This is a genomic window from Stenotrophomonas sp. GQ19, from assembly GCF_059758695.1.
The window spans coordinates 1-13978 of record NZ_JCAXES010000015.1 but is presented as its reverse complement, the minus strand read 5'-3'; the positions used below and the strand labels follow the sequence as shown (position 1 = coordinate 13978).

Below are 13978 nucleotides of genomic sequence, written 5' to 3'. Positions count from 1 at the left end.
AAGAGCAGCGCAGCGGCCTGCTTTGGGTTTGAGAGGTGCCGAGCTTCGCTCGGCACTACCCCTCCCCCCCTCTCACGGGCGGGGATGCTCTGCTGAGGCTCAGCAACGCTGAGACGAAGTGACGTTGATTGCCCATGCCCGCCCGGAATCTGTCGGGGGTCGGCGTGGGTGGGTTGGCGGGACCGTTGGGCGCCATGGATGGCGCCCACGAGCCTCCAGGGATGGATTCACGGCGTGTCCCGCCAACCCACCCACGCCGACCCGGCACGCAGCAAGCGAGCAACAACGCTCTGGCTCTTAAGCTCTTAAAAGCTCTGGCTTCAAAAAAAGCCCCACCCGATCAAACCAACAACTGCAGGATGTCGAGGTCGCCGTCGGAGAAGAAGTCGTAGCAGATCACCGCCAGCATCAGCACCCCCAGCGTCGTGGCCCCGTGCACGATCAGGATCGCGTGAGCCAGCGCGCGCGCCGAACGGCCCATCTTCAGACTCGCCCGGGCCAGCCCCTGCAGCCGCCCCGACACCGCGTGCGCATGCGCGATCACCGGCGCTTCCACCCCGTCCATCGCCTGCGCCATCAGCGCCTGCAACTGCTGCGGACGGTCCTCGTAATACTTCGCCACACCGTAGCCGAACATCAGCCAATCGCGTGCCTGCGCCTGCGCCAGGTCCATCACCTCCAGCGGGTCTTCCTCGAAATCGATGAAGCCGACCTTCGCCCCGTCCCATGTCAGGTTGCGCGGCAACGGCTGGCCGAAGTAGGCGCCCTTCGCATGCGCCGCCGCAATGGCCTGCATGGCCGCCGCCACCAGCACATCGCGCCCGCCCGCATCGGCCTGGCGCAGGCAGGTGTTGAACGAACTGCCGTTGTCTTCCAGCACCAGCGCCGCATGGCCACTGCCGATCACGTGCGGCACGTTCACGCCCTGCGCGGCCAGCTCGCCCAGGCGGCGGGCCTCGGTTTCCTTCGCGGCATCGCCACCCCGGTGCGGCGGCGGGCGCAGCGCATCCAGCTGGAAACGGTGTGCAACAAAATTGAGCAGGCCCAAAGCTACCGCGCGGCTTCCTTCGCCGTACTGCTTCAGCCAGGCACGTTGCCCTTCAATGACGATGGGCTCAACCATGACAGGTCTCCTGAAATGCATACGGCCCCAAATGGGGCCGTAATGAAAACGTCACGTTGTCGTAACGAGCACTATCAATAGCGCAGCAGAGCCGAACCCCAGGTGAAGCCGCCACCGAAGGCTTCCAGCAACAGCAGCTGGCCACGCTCGACGCGGCCCGAACGGATCGCCACGTCCAGCGCCATCGGCACCGAGGCGGACGACGTGTTGCCGTGCCTGTCCACCGTCACCACCACCTGCTCCATCGACATGTCCAGGCGCTTGGCCGTGGCTTCGATGATGCGCAGGTTGGCCTGGTGCGGGATCAGCCAGTCCAGATCGGCCTTGGTCAGCGCGTTCGCTTCCAGGGTTTCGTCAACGACCGAGTCCAGCGCCTTCACGGCGTACTTGAACACGTCGTTGCCCTTCATCAGGATCGCGCCGCGGGCGTTCTCGCCCTCGCCGAAACCGGCCGACACGCCCACCGGGTTCCACAGCAGCTCTTTCTTGCTGCCATCCGAATGCAGGTGGGTGCTCAGGATGCCGGTGTCTTCGTCGGCCTTCAGCACGACCGCGCCCGCGCCGTCGCCGAACAGCACGCAGGTGGTGCGCTCGGTCCAGTCGACGATCCGGGTCAGGGTTTCCGCACCGATGACCAGCACATGACGTGCATCACCGGAACGAATGAATTTGTCCGCCACGCTCAACGCGAACACGAAGCCCGAACAGGCGGCGTTGACGTCGAAGGCAGGGCACCCGCTCGCACCGAGCTTGGCCTGGATCAGGCACGCGGTGGAGGGAAAGATCAGATCGGGCGTGGTCGTACCCACCACGATCATGTCCAGCTGCGAAGCGTCGATACCGGCCGCTTCCAGCGCACGCACCGCGGCGTGATAGCCGAGGTCGCTGGTGGTTTCGTTTTCCGCTGCAATGTGCCGCTCACGGATACCCGTTCGCGACTGGATCCACTCATCGGTGGTGTCGACCATTTTCTCCAGATCCTGGTTGGTCAACACTTTTTCGGGCAAATAGCTACCAGTGCCCGCGATCCTCGAGTAGATCCGCTTGCTCATTGCATGTCCTGTAGCACGGCCATCAACACCGACAGCCGGGAAGAATGGAGTAAAGGCCGCTGCCCGACCGGGCAGCGGCCTTCACGGATCAATCTTCTTCGACGGCCGAATTCGACTTGGTCGCAATCACCTTCTTGCCACGGTAGAAACCGTCAGCGGTGATGTGGTGACGCAGATGCACTTCACCGGTGGTCGGATCGGTGGACAGCTGCTTGGCGCTCAGGGCGTCATGCGCACGGCGCATACCGCGGCGGGACGGGGTGACACGGGATTTCTGCACAGCCATGGGATTGCTCCAAACTCGGTTCGTTTTGCTTCGTCGTTTCGTCGCGCAGGACGCCAGCGCCCAGCACAGTCTTCGCTTTCGCCGCAGCCGCCGACGACAATCCGGCTGCTATTGTTTTTTCAGTGCCGCCAACGCCGCGAACGGATTGGCCTTGCTGATTTCTTCTTCGGTCGGTGCCCAGTCGCGGTCCACTGCCTGCCCATCGGGAGACAACGGCACAACGGGCACGGCCAGGACCAGTTCGTCCTCGACCAGTTCCAGCGGTCGCAGCATGCCGTCTTCGGGCACCAGCCACGGTTCGTACCCTTCCGGCAACGAGGATTCTTCCTCTTCGCTGCGGATCAGGCCGAGCCGCTGCACCATCGAGACCGGCAGCAGGAAGCGCTGCAGGCTGCGCTGACAGATCAGCGGCAACGCGGTTTCAATGGTCAGTTCAACATAGGATACCCGCAGGATGTCGTCGTGCGCGAATTCCAGTGCATAGGTGCACTGACCTTCGGTATCGGCAACAAGCCCTTGCAGGCGGGTCAATTCAGCTAGATTCACCTGGCCGTCGAAGCACCTGCGTGCTGCAACCATCCGCCAAGCATCCAGCAATTCGGGCACGTTCGCGGACATAAGCCGCTGAATGTTAAGGACCGTCTGCCCGGCTGTCAAATCCCTCGTGCACCGGCTTGCCCCGCCCGGCCACCGCGGCCAGACTGCCGAGCCCACCAACCGGTATTTTCGCATGCTTCCGCCCGTGCTTGCCTCCACGTCCCGCTACCGCCTGGAACTGCTGCAACGGCTGGGCCTGGCCCCCGACTGCGCACGCCCGGACGTGGATGAGACCCCGCAGCGGGGTGAAGCGCCGCGTGCAGTGGCGGTGCGTCTGGCACGGGCCAAGGCCGCCGAGGTGGCCGCCCGCTACCCCGGGCGCTGGGTGATCGGGTCGGACCAGGTCGCCGAGCTGAACGGTTCCCCGCTGGGCAAACCGGGCACGGTAGCCGCGGCGCAGGCACAGCTGGCGGCGATGTCCGGCCAGGTGGTGGCGTTCCATACGGCGGTCAGCCTGCACTGCGACGACCGGGAGCTGGCAGCCTGCGACCTGACCCGGGTGCACTTCCGCGCCCTGGATGCGGCCACGATCGCCCGCTACGTGGCTGCCGAACAGCCGCTGGACTGCGCTGGCAGCTTCAAATGCGAGGGATTGGGCATCGCCCTGTTCGAGGCCATCGAGAACCGCGACCCCACCGCGCTGATCGGGCTGCCCCTGATCGCCACCAGCCAGCTGCTGCGCCAGGCCGGCTACACCCTGCCCTGATCCCTGCCGCCGCGCACGCTCAGCGCGCGGGCACCTGCAGTGCCTGCTCCTGCCACGGCTCCACGCTGCCGTCGCGCCCGTGCAGGCGCAGGCCCAGCCAATGCCTGCCCGGCGCCAGCGCGCGCGTATCGATACGCGCGGTGAAGCCGACGTTGGGGTGCTGCGGGTCGTTGGAGTTGGTCCAGAAGCTGGTGATGTCATAGGTGCGGCCGTACTCGGCCTCGGCCACCGCCTTGCCATCCAGCAGCACCTCCACCCGCGACAGCCCCACCCCGTCCTTGAAGGCCCAGCCGCGCACTTCCACCACGCCGGTCACGGTTGCGTCCGCCTGCGGCGTGTCGATCCAGGCCATCGCCGGGGTCACGCACGGGCCGGATGCGCGCTCGGCCGGCAGCTTGAACAGCAGGAAGCGCTGGTACCCGTGATCGTTGCTGACCACCCGCGGCGGTGGCAGCGGGCCCACCTGCTCGCACACCGCGTGGTAGCGCTGCAGCAGGTCGCGGTAACGCTGGTCGCTGGGCGACAGCACCAGCAGCATCGGCGCCTTGCGCTGGCCATCGTGCAACAGCCCCCACAGCCCCAGCTGCGCACTGCGACCGTGCTTGTCGTTGAGCGGGTGGCGCAGCACTTCGATGGACGGATCACGCAGCTGGAAGCCCAGCTCGGCGCCTACCTTGAAGTTGCCGGCCAGCACCCGGGTACCTTCGGGCATGCCAGCGAGTTCGTCGCGCACCGCGGCGGCCAGCGGTTCCCAGCCGGCGAAATTGCGCGGGTAGTATTTGTCGCCGGCCAGCTGCTCGCGCAGGCTCGGCGTGGACGCCATCAGGTAGTAGCCGAAGGCCAGTGCCAGGCCGGCACCGGCCAGCCACCAGCCGGTGCGCCGCAGCCAGCGCGGCCAGCCGTTGAGCACCACCGGCACCGCCACCAGCAGCGCCAGATACCCCGGCAGCGGCCAGTGGAAGCTGATGCGCTCCACATCGGTGAAGAAGCCCAGCCCGAAGATCGCCACGGTCGACACCGCGCCCACCAGACCGAAGTAGCGCCACTGCGCACGCGCACCGCCACCGCTGCGGGTGCCGGCCAGCGCCACCTTCCACATCGCCATGCACAGGATCGGGGTGACCAGCATCGGCTGGATCACCAGGAACCACAGACCACTCCATTCGAACGCCCACGGGTGGCGTTCGACCACCTGGAATTTCAGGCCGGCATCCTGGTTGTCGGCGTTCCACGACAGCAGCGGCAACCACGCCAGCACCCCCACCGCCAGCGCCACCCACACGCGCGGATCGCGCAGCATGCGGCGCCCCTGCGGCAACAGCAGCAGGGCGATGAAGCCAACCACGATCACGCCGATGAAACGGTAATGGCTGAGCGCGCCGATCATCAGGCCCAGTGCCAGCTTCATGGCCGACGCAGCGTCGACGTTGCGCAGCAGGCGCGCGCCGGCATCCAGGCACAGCACCGCGGCCAGGGCCATCGGCACGTCCGGCACCGCCAGGATGCCCAGCGTGCCCGACAACGGCATCAGCAAGGTCAGGCTGCCGGCCTGCCAGCCCGCCACTGCACCGAACCAGCGCGTGGCAATGCGCGAGACCAACCACGGCAGCGCTGCGCCGATGGCCAGGAACGGCAGGCGCTGGGCCAGCACGTGCGCGCCGCCCAGTTCCACCCCGAGCCGCGACAGCCAGGCCGTCAGCCCCGGCAGGTCGGAATAGGCCGCGGCCAGGTGCTGGCCTTCCTGCCAGTAGAACGCTTCGTCCACGAACAACGGCAGACGCGCGGCGATCACCAGCTTTACTGCGGTGACCAGCGTCCACAACAGCAGAAAAATTGTGCGTGCGCGTTGTTCGCCCTGCATTGCTCTATAGAATCGAAGGAATCATCGACACGAGACGGACATGGAAAATTCGCCCCAGGTGCCAGCCATGCTAACCGATGTAGTGCGACAGGCCCTCCGCAGCGCCCAGGACCAGGTCAACGGGCTGGTGCTGGGCAAGGCACATGAAGTGCGGCTGGCGTTCGTCGCCCTGCTGTCGGGCGGTCACCTGTTGATTGAAGATCTGCCGGGCCTGGGCAAGACCACGCTGGCCCATGCGATGGCCTCCAGCCTCGGGCTGGGCTTCCAGCGCGTGCAGTTCACCTCGGACCTGCTGCCCGCAGATGTGCTCGGCGTCTCGGTTTACGATGCCGCCAGCCGGCAGTTCCAGTTCCATCCCGGCCCGGTGTTCACCCACGTGCTGCTGGCCGACGAGATCAATCGCGCACCGCCGCGCACGCAGAGCGCGCTGCTCGAAGCGATGGCCGAACAGCAGGTCACCCTGGACGGTGTCACCCACCCGCTGCCCGATCCCTTCTTCGTGATCGCAACGCAGAACCCGGTGGACCTGTCGGGTACGTTCCCGCTGCCCGACTCGCAGCTGGACCGCTTCCTGCTGCGGCTGGCACTGGGCTACCCCAATGCCGAATCCGAACGCGAGCTGCTGCGCGGTACCGACCGCCGCCACCTGATCGCACAGGCGCAGCCACGCCTGGACGAGGCACAGGTGCGCACGCTGCGCGACGCGGCCCGCCAGGTGCATGCCAGCGACGCACTCATCCACTACGTGCAGGCCCTGCTTACCCGCAGCCGCCAGCACGCCGGCGTGCGCGTGGGGCTGTCGCCCCGCGCCGGGCTGGCCCTGCTGCACGCGGCCAAGGCGCATGCGCTGCTGCTCGGTCGCACGCACGTGGTGCCCGAAGACGTGCAGACCCTGTTCGTGGCCGTCGCCGGCCATCGTCTGGTGCCCGAAGCAGAAGCCAGCACCGGCCCGGCACTGGCCCGCGCGATCCTCCAGACCGTCGCGGTGGATTGAGATGCGCCGCGGCTGGGGAGACCGCTGGCAGAAGCTGCAGTTGCTGGCGCGGCCACGGCAGCCCGAAGCGTTGCCGCGCCGGCTGGACCGGCGCCGCATCTACGTGCTGCCCACCCGCTTCGGCATGTTCGTGACCACCCTGCTGGTGGCGATGTTGCTGGGCGCGCTGAACTACAACAACAACCCGGCATTGCTGCTGGCATTGCTGTTGGCCACCGTGGCGATTGCCAGCACCATCAGCGCGCACCTGCAGTTGTCCGGGCTGCAGATCGATGCGGTGTCGGCCGAACCGGTGCATGCCGGCCAGCCGATGCGGTTGCGGATCAGCCTGTCACGGCCCGACGCACGCGCACGACGCGGGCTGGAACTGGCCCTTGATCAGGCGGTGGCCTTCGGCCATCTGCTGGACACCGACCAGATCGAAGTGGACCTGATGCTGCCTACCGTGCGACGCGGCTGGCTCGACCTCACGCGCATCCGCATTTCCACCACCCAGCCGCTCGGCCTGGTGCGCGCCTGGTCGTGGGTGTGGCCCGACGCGCCGCTGCTGGTCTACGCCGCCCCCGAACTCCAGGCGCCCGCGCTGCCGGAAAGTGGCGGCGACCCGCTGCATACCCGCGTGCATGCCAGCGGCGATGAGCTGCATCAACTGCGCCCCTACCGCGCGGGCGACCCGCCGCGCAGCATCGCCTGGAAGCACTCGGCCCGGCGTGACACCCTGCTGGTGCGCGAGTATGAAAAACCGGTGGGCGTGGACGTGCTGCTGGACTGGCGGCAGCTGGCCGCGCTGCCGGTCGAAGCACGCATCGCGCGGCTGGCGCGCTGGGTGGACCTCGCCGAGCGCGATGGCCGCCGCTACACCCTGCAGTTGCCCGGGCAGCCGGTACTGGGGCCTGGCAATGGCAGCGCCCACCACCACCTGTGCCAACGCGCACTGGCGCTGATGCCGCATGGCTGAGCCCACTTCCCCCACCCTGAGCCCCAGCGCGCGGCGCTGGACCCTGGCCAGCGCCGCGCTGGGCCTGGTGCCGCTGCTGCTGCAGTTGCCTGACCTGCTCGCCGCCATCATCGCGCTGGTCGCGCTGGTGACCGCCCTGGCGGCCCGCCAACGCGTGCTGCCTGCCGTGCTGCGCCTGGCCCTGGTGCTGTGCATGCTGGCCGCCATTTACTGGCAGATGGGCGCACGCCCCGGCCGCGATACCGGCTGCGCATTGCTGGCGGCCATGCTGGCACTGAAATCCAGCGAACTGCGCAGCCTGCGCGATGCCCGCAGCCTGCTCGGGTTTGCCCTGTTCGCCCCGTTCGCCGCCTTCCTGCTCGACCAGGGGCCGCTGACCATGGCGCTGGCCGTACTGGCCGCGCTGACCGCCCTGCTCGCCCTGCAGCGGCTGGCCCATGCCGAAGGGCAGGCGCCCAGCCCGCGCCTGGGCGGCCAACTGCGCGGCGTTGGCCGCCTGGTTGCACTGGGTCTGCCATTGGCGTTGGCCGGGTTCTGGCTGTTCCCGCGCCTGAGCGAGCCGCTGTGGGGCATTCCCGACCGCGCGGTGGGCAAGCCGGGCCTGTCCGACCGCATGGAACCGGGGCAGTGGCTGGACCTGATGGCCGACGATGCGCCCGCCCTGCGCGTGACGTTCTTCGGCGCGGTGCCGGCGCCCGAGCAGCGCTACTGGCGCGGCCCGGTGATGAGCCGCTTCGATGGCCGCAGCTGGACCCGGGATCAGGACGCCCGGCAGCGCCCACCCGCCGCGGTCACCTCGGGCACGCTGCGCTGGGATTACCAGATCGACTACGAGCCCACCGACCGCCGCCAGCTGGTGGCATTGGACCTGCCGCTGCAGGCACCGCCCGGCAGCGCGCTGGATGCCGACCACAGCCTGCGCAGCCGCAGCAACCTGAGCACCCTGACCCGCTGGCGCCTGCAGTCCGCCCCGCCCAGCCGTTACCGCGACGCACTGCGGCCGTACGAGCGCCAGCAGGCACTGCAGCTGCCGGACGGCTTCAACCCGCGCACGGCCGCCCTGGCCCGGCAGTGGCGCGCCGAGGCCGGCAGCAACGATGCGGCCATCGTGGCGCGCGCGCTGGACTGGATCCGCGCCCGCTTCGCCTACAGCCTCACCACGCCGCTGCCCGGTCGCGATGGCGTGGACGAGTTCCTGTTCGACCAGCAGGTCGGCTTCTGCCAGCACTTCAGTTCGGCGTTCGTGGTGCTGATGCGCAACGCCGGCATTCCCGCACGCGTGGTGACCGGCTTTGCCGGCGGCGTGCGCAACCCCTACGGCAACTACTGGGTGGTGCGGCGCATGGATGCCCATGCCTGGGCCGAGGTGTGGTTGCCCGAGCGCGGCTGGGTACGCGTGGACCCGACCGCCGCGGTCGCCCCCGAGCGCATCTACGACACCCTGGAAGACCGTCTGCAGGGCGGCGGCGAAGCCACCCTGCAGAGCCGCTGGCTGCAGTTGGGCCAGGCCACCGACTGGCTGCGCCGGGGCTGGAACGACCTGGTGCTGTCCTTCGATGCCGATCGCCAGCAGCGCATGCTGCGCCCGCTGGGCATCGACAAGCTGGAACCGGCACAGCTGATTGCCGTTTTCACGGTCTTCGCGCTGGCCACGCTAGGCTGGATGGCGTGGCTGCTGGGCCGTGGCGAACGCGAGCGCGATCCATTGCTGCGCGCCTGGCACCGGCTGGGGCGGCGCTACGCCCGGCTTGGCCTGGCCCGTGACAGTGCCGAGCCAGCGGACCGCTGGGCCCAGCGCGTCCACCAGCAGCGGCCCGACCCGGCGCTGTTGTCGCTCAGCAGCCGTTTCGTTCTCGCGCGCTACGCTGGCGCGGACGTCGACCTCACTTCATTATTGCGCGACCTGCGCAGGCATCGCCCGTCCTCCGGAGCATCCCCATGAAGATCCAGATTCTGCTTCCCCTCGCTGCTTCGCTGGCGCTGGCCGCCTGCGCCACCGCGCCCAAACCGCTGCAAGGCCAGTTCAGCATGGTCAGCCCGCGCGATGCGGTGCCCACCCAGCAGGTGGGTACCCCGGTGCGCTGGGGTGGCCGCATCATCGAAACCAATCCGGTGCAGGGCCAGACCTGTTTCCAGATGATCTCGCGCCCGCTCAACGGCAGTGGTCGCCCAAGCACCACCTCGGCTGATGCCAGCGACGGCCGCTTCGTCGCCTGCCGCGCCGGCTTCTACGACCCGGCCGTGTTCGAGCCGGGCCGTGATGTGACCTTCATCGGCAAGATCGCCGGTTACGAGAACACCCGCATCGGCGAGTACGACTACCGCCTGCCCAAGCTGGATGCCGATGTCATCTACCTGTGGCCGGAACAGCGCCAGGTGGACGTGGTGCCGGCCTACCCGTACGGGCCGTGGGGTCCGGGCTGGGGCCCGGGCTGGGGCTACCGCGGTTGGGGCTGGTGGTAAGCGGGTAGATACCGACCGCAAAGGTAGCTGCCGACCGTTGGTCGGTACGCCTTGCAAAAAAAGCCGCCCAAGGGCGGCTTTTTTTTGTTCCACCGCGGGCCGATGCAGCGCGGTGTGGCATCGACCATCGCGTGCAGCCACCCATGGGGTGGCTCTACCCCGGGAGGCCGTCGGCGTGGGGTGCCTCAGCCGTTCGGCGTGCCGAAGTGGCCCAGCGGCGCGCCGGCCAGCAGGTGCAGGTGGATGTGGAACACGGTCTGCCCGGCGTCCTCGCGGCAGTTCATGACGATGCGGTAGCCGTTCTGGGCGAAGCCTTCGCGACGGGCGTACTCGGCGGCCGCCAGCGCCAGCTTGCCGATCAGGTGCGCCTGCGCGGGCTGCACGTCGTCCAGGGTCGGGATCGCCTCGTTCTTGGGAATGAAAAGCACGTGCACCGGCGCCTGCGGGGCGATGTCCTTGAAGCCGAGCACGTCGTCGTCCTCATAGACGATGGTGGCCGGGATTTCACGGCGGATGATCTTGCCGAACAGGGTGTCTTGGCTCATGGGGCACCTCTCTGGAACACGGGCTAGGAGAGTAGCGCGGATGCGCTGCCGGTTTCGATGGTGGCCGCGCGGTGAGCGATGTGCGGTCAGCCGACCAACGGTCGGCTCTACGGTGTCGGGGCGGCGCGATTGTTACTCCTGGATTTCGGTGCGCGTGCCGAAGGCGTGCGACAGCGTGCCGCGGTCCACGTATTCCAGTTCGCCGCCCAACGGCAGGCCCTGCGCCAACCGGCTGGGGCGCACCTTGTGTGCGCGTGCCAGCTGCGCCAGGTAATGCGCGGTGGCTTCGCCCTCCACCGTGGCGCTGGTGGCGATGATCAGTTCCTGCACCTCACCCTGTTTCAGGCGGGCCTCCAGCTGGTCCAGGCCGAGTTCGCGCGGGCCCACGCCGTCCAGCGGCGACAACCTCCCCTGCAGCACGAAGTACACGCCGCGGAACCCCGTCGCATGCTCGATCGCCAGCCGGTCGGCGGGCGATTCCACCGCGCACAGCTGCTGCCGCTCACGGCTGCCGTTGGCGCACACCGCGCAGGTCTCGGTCTCGCTGAAATCGCGGCACTGCACGCAATGGCCGATACGTTCGATGGCCTTGGCCAGCACCTCGGCCAGCTTCTGCCCGCCCACGCGCTCGCGCTCGAGCACGTGGTAGGCCATGCGCTGGGCGGTCTTCTGGCCAACGCCCGGCAACACACGGAAGGCCTCGATCAATTGTTCGAGCAGGGGCAGGCTCATGGCGATGGGCTCATCTCAGAAACGAACGCGCGAAGCCCGAAGGCTTCGCGTCGCGGTCACCCCACCGGTACCGGGCACGGGCCCGGCACCTGCGGTGGGTCAGAACGGCAGCTTCATGCCCGGCGGCAGCTGCATGCCGGCCGTGGCCGAGCCCATGCGGTTCTTCGATTCGGCGTCGATCTTGTTGGACGCATCGTTGAAGGCCGCCGCGACCAGGTCTTCGGTCATTTCCGCATCGCCCAGGATCGACGGATCGATACGCACCTTGCGGCACTCCTTGGTGCCGGTCAGGGTCACGCTGACCATGCCACCGCCGGCGCTGCCGGTGACTTCCAGCTTGGCGAGGTCTTCCTGGGCCTTCTGCAGGTTTTCCTGCATCTTCTGGGCCTGCTGCATCAATTGGGCGATGTTGCCGCGCATGTCGTGTTACTCATCAAAAGGACGGATGGAATCGGTCACGACCCGCGCGCCGTGCTGCTGGATAAGCACCTGCACCTGCGGGTCGGCCATGAAAGCGGCTTCGGCCGCCTGTTGCCGCTCGCCACGCTGGCGGTCGGAACGCTGGTGCAGCGTTTCGGCCTCGGCGTCGCCATGTTCGATCACGATCCGCGGGGTCTGCCCCAGCGGGCCGGACAGCGCATCGGTCAGCGCTGCCAGCGAACGGTCCGAACACAAGTACTCAAATCCGGGCGATACCGCCAGTTTCAAGATGCCGTGCTGAAAACTGATGAACGCCGCGTGGGCCGCCAGCTGCCGCGAGGGGCCGTTGAGCTGGCTCTGGGCGACCAGTTCCAGCCAGGCTTCGGGCGAGGCCAGGGCGATTGGCGCGGCAGCCCCTGCCTCGGCGGCCGGCGCCGAGGGCGCAATGGCGATGCCCTGCGGGCGCGCCACGGCAGCCGGGGCCACCACGGGGGCCGGGGCTGGCGCAGCAGGACGCGCCGGCGGCGCCTCCCACGGGGCCACCATGGCCGCGTCGGGGCTGGCCAGTTCGGCGGCCAGCGCCTCGTCACGCTCCTCGGCACCGGCCTGGTGCCACGGCGGCAGGTCGTCTTCGGGCGCCGGCTCTGCCGCCGGCGGCGGGGTCGGCCGGGCGGGTTCCGGCGCGGCGGCCGGGGCAGCCACAGGGGCCGCCACCGCAACTACCGGGGCCACCGGGGTGACGCTGGCTGCGGCCGGTACCACCCGGGCGACCGGCGCGGCGGCCACGGCGGCAGGCGCTGCCGCCATGCCGCTGCCCTGGGCGGGGCTGCCAGCGCCGTTGTTCACCTCGGTGCCGGTGCCCGGATCGCGCGGCACCGGCGGTACCGCGGCAGCCGGGCGGAACGCCAGCATGCGCAGCACGGCCATTTCGAAGCCCGCACGCGGGCTCGGGGCCAGGTACAGGTCGCGTCGACCACCCAGCGCCATCTGGTACCAGAGCTGCACCACTTCCGGGCGCAACCGCTGGGCGAACGCCGCCGCATCGATACCCTCGCCGTCGGACTGCGCGCCCGGCACCAGCTGCTGCACCTGGATGCGGTGCAGGGCCTCGGCCAGCGCCTCGAGCACGCCACTCCAGTCCGGCGAGAACTCGGCCAGCGCGGCAACCACCTGCAGCAGGCGCACGCCGTCGCCATCGGCCAGCGCGTCCAGCATGGCGGCCACCTGGGTGCGGTCGACCGTGCCCAGCATGGTGCGCACCACGTCTTCACGCAGCGCCCCGCCCGCGTAGGCAATGGCCTGATCAAGCAGCGACAGACCATCACGCAGGCTGCCGTCGGCGGCCTTGGCCAGCTGCACGATCGCGGTCGGGTCGGACTCGATCTCCTCGGCCGCCAGGATCCTGGTCATCTGGCCCTGGATCTGGTCTTCGTCCAGCCGCTTCAGGTTGAACTGCAGGCAGCGCGACAGCACCGTCACCGGCAGCTTCTGCGGGTCGGTGGTGGCCAGCAGGAACTTCACGTGCTCCGGCGGCTCTTCCAGCGTCTTCAGCAGCGCATTGAACGCCGCCTTGGAGAGCATGTGCACTTCGTCGATCAGGTAGACCTTGTACTTGCCACGCGAGGGCATGTACTGGGCGTTCTCGATCACCTCGCGGACATCATCCACGCCGGTGTTGGACGCGGCATCGATCTCGAGCAGGTCGATGTAGCGCCCGGCGTCGATATCCAGGCAGGCCGGGCACTGGCCGCACGGGTCGGCGCTGGTGCCCTGCTCGCAGTTCAGCGATTTGGCGAAGATACGCGCGATGGTGGTCTTGCCCACCCCGCGGGTACCGGTAAACAGGAACGCATGGTGCACCCGGCCGCTGTCCAGCGCATTGCTGAGCGCACGGACCACGTGTTCCTGGCCCACCAGCTCGGCAAAACGCTTCGGACGCCACTTGCGGGCAAGGACGAGATAGGACATCAGGCCACCGTCTTCATCGGGACGTCCATTGTGCCACGCCTGTCCAGTCCTCCCGCCCCGGCGGCGTACCGCTTGTGCGAATGCAATTCCCCCGCTAGAATCTGCGCCCCTGCAGCGGGTTATCGCAGCAGGTCCGGAGAGGTGTCCGAGCGGTTGAAGGAGCACGCCTGGAAAGTGTGTAAGCGTCTAAACCGCGCTTCGGGGGTTCGAATCCCCCTCTCTCCGCCACACACATGAAAAGGCCGCCCTACGGGGCGGCCTTTTTGTTTGCGC

General features: G+C 68.5%; 14 protein-coding genes and 1 tRNA gene. 6 read left to right on the top strand and 9 right to left on the bottom strand.

Translation table 11 applies throughout. The annotated features are described in order from the left end of the window. Positions 1-340 precede the first annotated feature (340 nt). From AC6CHL_RS20155 to AC6CHL_RS20140, 4 genes are all read right to left on the bottom strand, one after another. Positions 341-1123 carry a BUD32 family EKC/KEOPS complex subunit gene (locus AC6CHL_RS20155; RefSeq protein WP_038690086.1) on the bottom strand — a complete coding sequence of 261 codons (783 nt, stop codon included), beginning with the start codon at positions 1121-1123 and terminating at the stop codon, positions 341-343. A gap of 74 nt (positions 1124-1197) precedes the next feature. Beyond that, positions 1198-2175 (bottom strand): beta-ketoacyl-ACP synthase III, encoded by a 978-nt coding sequence (locus AC6CHL_RS20150; RefSeq protein ID WP_038690087.1) that lies wholly within the window; start codon positions 2173-2175, stop codon positions 1198-1200. 88 nt (positions 2176-2263) lie between these two features. After that, on the bottom strand, positions 2264-2461 hold the full coding sequence (gene rpmF, locus AC6CHL_RS20145) for a 50S ribosomal protein L32 (protein WP_038690090.1): 198 nt from the start codon (positions 2459-2461) through the stop codon (positions 2264-2266). Between the two features lie 108 nt (positions 2462-2569). After that, positions 2570-3079 (bottom strand): YceD family protein, encoded by a 510-nt coding sequence (locus AC6CHL_RS20140; RefSeq protein WP_038690091.1) that lies wholly within the window; start codon positions 3077-3079, stop codon positions 2570-2572. A gap of 112 nt (positions 3080-3191) precedes the next feature. Here AC6CHL_RS20140 and AC6CHL_RS20135 point away from each other — a divergent pair, with 112 nt between their 5' ends. Continuing rightward, entirely contained in the window at positions 3192-3764 is a 573-nt protein-coding gene (locus tag AC6CHL_RS20135) for a Maf family protein (protein ID WP_038690093.1), read from the top strand. A gap of 19 nt (positions 3765-3783) precedes the next feature. Here the strand turns inward: AC6CHL_RS20135 and AC6CHL_RS20130 are convergent, their stop codons facing one another. Further along, entirely contained in the window at positions 3784-5625 is a 1842-nt protein-coding gene (locus tag AC6CHL_RS20130; protein WP_498295955.1) for a glycosyltransferase family 39 protein, read from the bottom strand. Positions 5626-5692: 67 nt separating this feature from the next. Between AC6CHL_RS20130 and AC6CHL_RS20125 the strand changes: the two genes are divergently transcribed. From AC6CHL_RS20125 to AC6CHL_RS20110, 4 genes are read left to right on the top strand one after another with little or no spacing between them, the layout of a single operon-like run. Next, on the top strand, positions 5693-6619 hold the full coding sequence (locus AC6CHL_RS20125; RefSeq protein WP_425598281.1) for an AAA family ATPase: 927 nt from the start codon (positions 5693-5695) through the stop codon (positions 6617-6619). A gap of 1 nt (position 6620) precedes the next feature. Beyond that, the gene (locus AC6CHL_RS20120; RefSeq protein ID WP_038690099.1) at positions 6621-7577 is read left to right on the top strand and encodes a DUF58 domain-containing protein; all 957 of its coding nucleotides are present in this window, start codon (positions 6621-6623) and stop codon (positions 7575-7577) included. Further along, positions 7570-9519, top strand: a complete 1950-nt coding sequence (locus AC6CHL_RS20115) for a transglutaminase TgpA family protein (RefSeq protein ID WP_498295953.1) — start codon at positions 7570-7572, stop codon at positions 9517-9519. Before AC6CHL_RS20120 ends, AC6CHL_RS20115 begins: the two co-directional genes overlap by 8 nt. Next, positions 9516-10040 carry a Slp family lipoprotein gene (locus AC6CHL_RS20110; protein ID WP_038690103.1) on the top strand — a complete coding sequence of 175 codons (525 nt, stop codon included), beginning with the start codon at positions 9516-9518 and terminating at the stop codon, positions 10038-10040. Before AC6CHL_RS20115 ends, AC6CHL_RS20110 begins: the two co-directional genes overlap by 4 nt. Before the next feature lie 185 nt (positions 10041-10225). Here the strand turns inward: AC6CHL_RS20110 and AC6CHL_RS20105 are convergent, their stop codons facing one another. From AC6CHL_RS20105 to dnaX, 4 genes are all read right to left on the bottom strand, one after another. Beyond that, complete coding sequence (locus AC6CHL_RS20105; RefSeq protein WP_141057369.1) at positions 10226-10585, bottom strand: histidine triad nucleotide-binding protein; 360 nt, start codon at positions 10583-10585, stop codon at positions 10226-10228. 132 nt (positions 10586-10717) lie between these two features. Next, positions 10718-11317: a recombination mediator RecR gene (gene recR / locus AC6CHL_RS20100; RefSeq protein WP_038690108.1), complete on the bottom strand. Its 600-nt coding sequence runs from the start codon at positions 11315-11317 to the stop codon at positions 10718-10720. A 99-nt stretch (positions 11318-11416) separates the two neighbouring features. Further along, on the bottom strand, positions 11417-11737 hold the full coding sequence (locus AC6CHL_RS20095) for a YbaB/EbfC family nucleoid-associated protein (protein WP_038690110.1): 321 nt from the start codon (positions 11735-11737) through the stop codon (positions 11417-11419). A 6-nt stretch (positions 11738-11743) separates the two neighbouring features. Next, positions 11744-13705 (bottom strand): DNA polymerase III subunit gamma/tau, encoded by a 1962-nt coding sequence (gene dnaX, locus AC6CHL_RS20090; RefSeq protein WP_498295951.1) that lies wholly within the window; start codon positions 13703-13705, stop codon positions 11744-11746. A 135-nt stretch (positions 13706-13840) separates the two neighbouring features. Between dnaX and AC6CHL_RS20085 the strand changes: the two genes are divergently transcribed. Then, positions 13841-13933, top strand: a tRNA-Ser gene (locus AC6CHL_RS20085). Positions 13934-13978: the final 45 nt, after the last annotated feature.

Excerpts from the sequence above, each read along its gene's own strand:
- AC6CHL_RS20155 (WP_038690086.1), bottom strand. The coding sequence starts at position 1,123 with ATGGTTGAGCCCATCGTCATTGAAGGGCAACGTGCCTGGCTGAAGCAG.
- AC6CHL_RS20150 (WP_038690087.1), bottom strand. The coding sequence starts at position 2,175 with ATGAGCAAGCGGATCTACTCGAGGATCGCGGGCACTGGTAGCTATTTG.
- rpmF (WP_038690090.1), bottom strand. The coding sequence starts at position 2,461 with ATGGCTGTGCAGAAATCCCGTGTCACCCCGTCCCGCCGCGGTATGCGC.
- AC6CHL_RS20140 (WP_038690091.1), bottom strand. The coding sequence starts at position 3,079 with ATGTCCGCGAACGTGCCCGAATTGCTGGATGCTTGGCGGATGGTTGCA.
- AC6CHL_RS20135 (WP_038690093.1), top strand. The coding sequence starts at position 3,192 with ATGCTTCCGCCCGTGCTTGCCTCCACGTCCCGCTACCGCCTGGAACTG.
- AC6CHL_RS20130 (WP_498295955.1), bottom strand. The coding sequence starts at position 5,625 with ATGCAGGGCGAACAACGCGCACGCACAATTTTTCTGCTGTTGTGGACG.
- AC6CHL_RS20125 (WP_425598281.1), top strand. The coding sequence starts at position 5,693 with ATGCTAACCGATGTAGTGCGACAGGCCCTCCGCAGCGCCCAGGACCAG.
- AC6CHL_RS20120 (WP_038690099.1), top strand. The coding sequence starts at position 6,621 with ATGCGCCGCGGCTGGGGAGACCGCTGGCAGAAGCTGCAGTTGCTGGCG.
- AC6CHL_RS20115 (WP_498295953.1), top strand. The coding sequence starts at position 7,570 with ATGGCTGAGCCCACTTCCCCCACCCTGAGCCCCAGCGCGCGGCGCTGG.
- AC6CHL_RS20110 (WP_038690103.1), top strand. The coding sequence starts at position 9,516 with ATGAAGATCCAGATTCTGCTTCCCCTCGCTGCTTCGCTGGCGCTGGCC.
- AC6CHL_RS20105 (WP_141057369.1), bottom strand. The coding sequence starts at position 10,585 with ATGAGCCAAGACACCCTGTTCGGCAAGATCATCCGCCGTGAAATCCCG.
- recR (WP_038690108.1), bottom strand. The coding sequence starts at position 11,317 with ATGAGCCTGCCCCTGCTCGAACAATTGATCGAGGCCTTCCGTGTGTTG.
- AC6CHL_RS20095 (WP_038690110.1), bottom strand. The coding sequence starts at position 11,737 with ATGCGCGGCAACATCGCCCAATTGATGCAGCAGGCCCAGAAGATGCAG.
- dnaX (WP_498295951.1), bottom strand. The coding sequence starts at position 13,705 with ATGTCCTATCTCGTCCTTGCCCGCAAGTGGCGTCCGAAGCGTTTTGCC.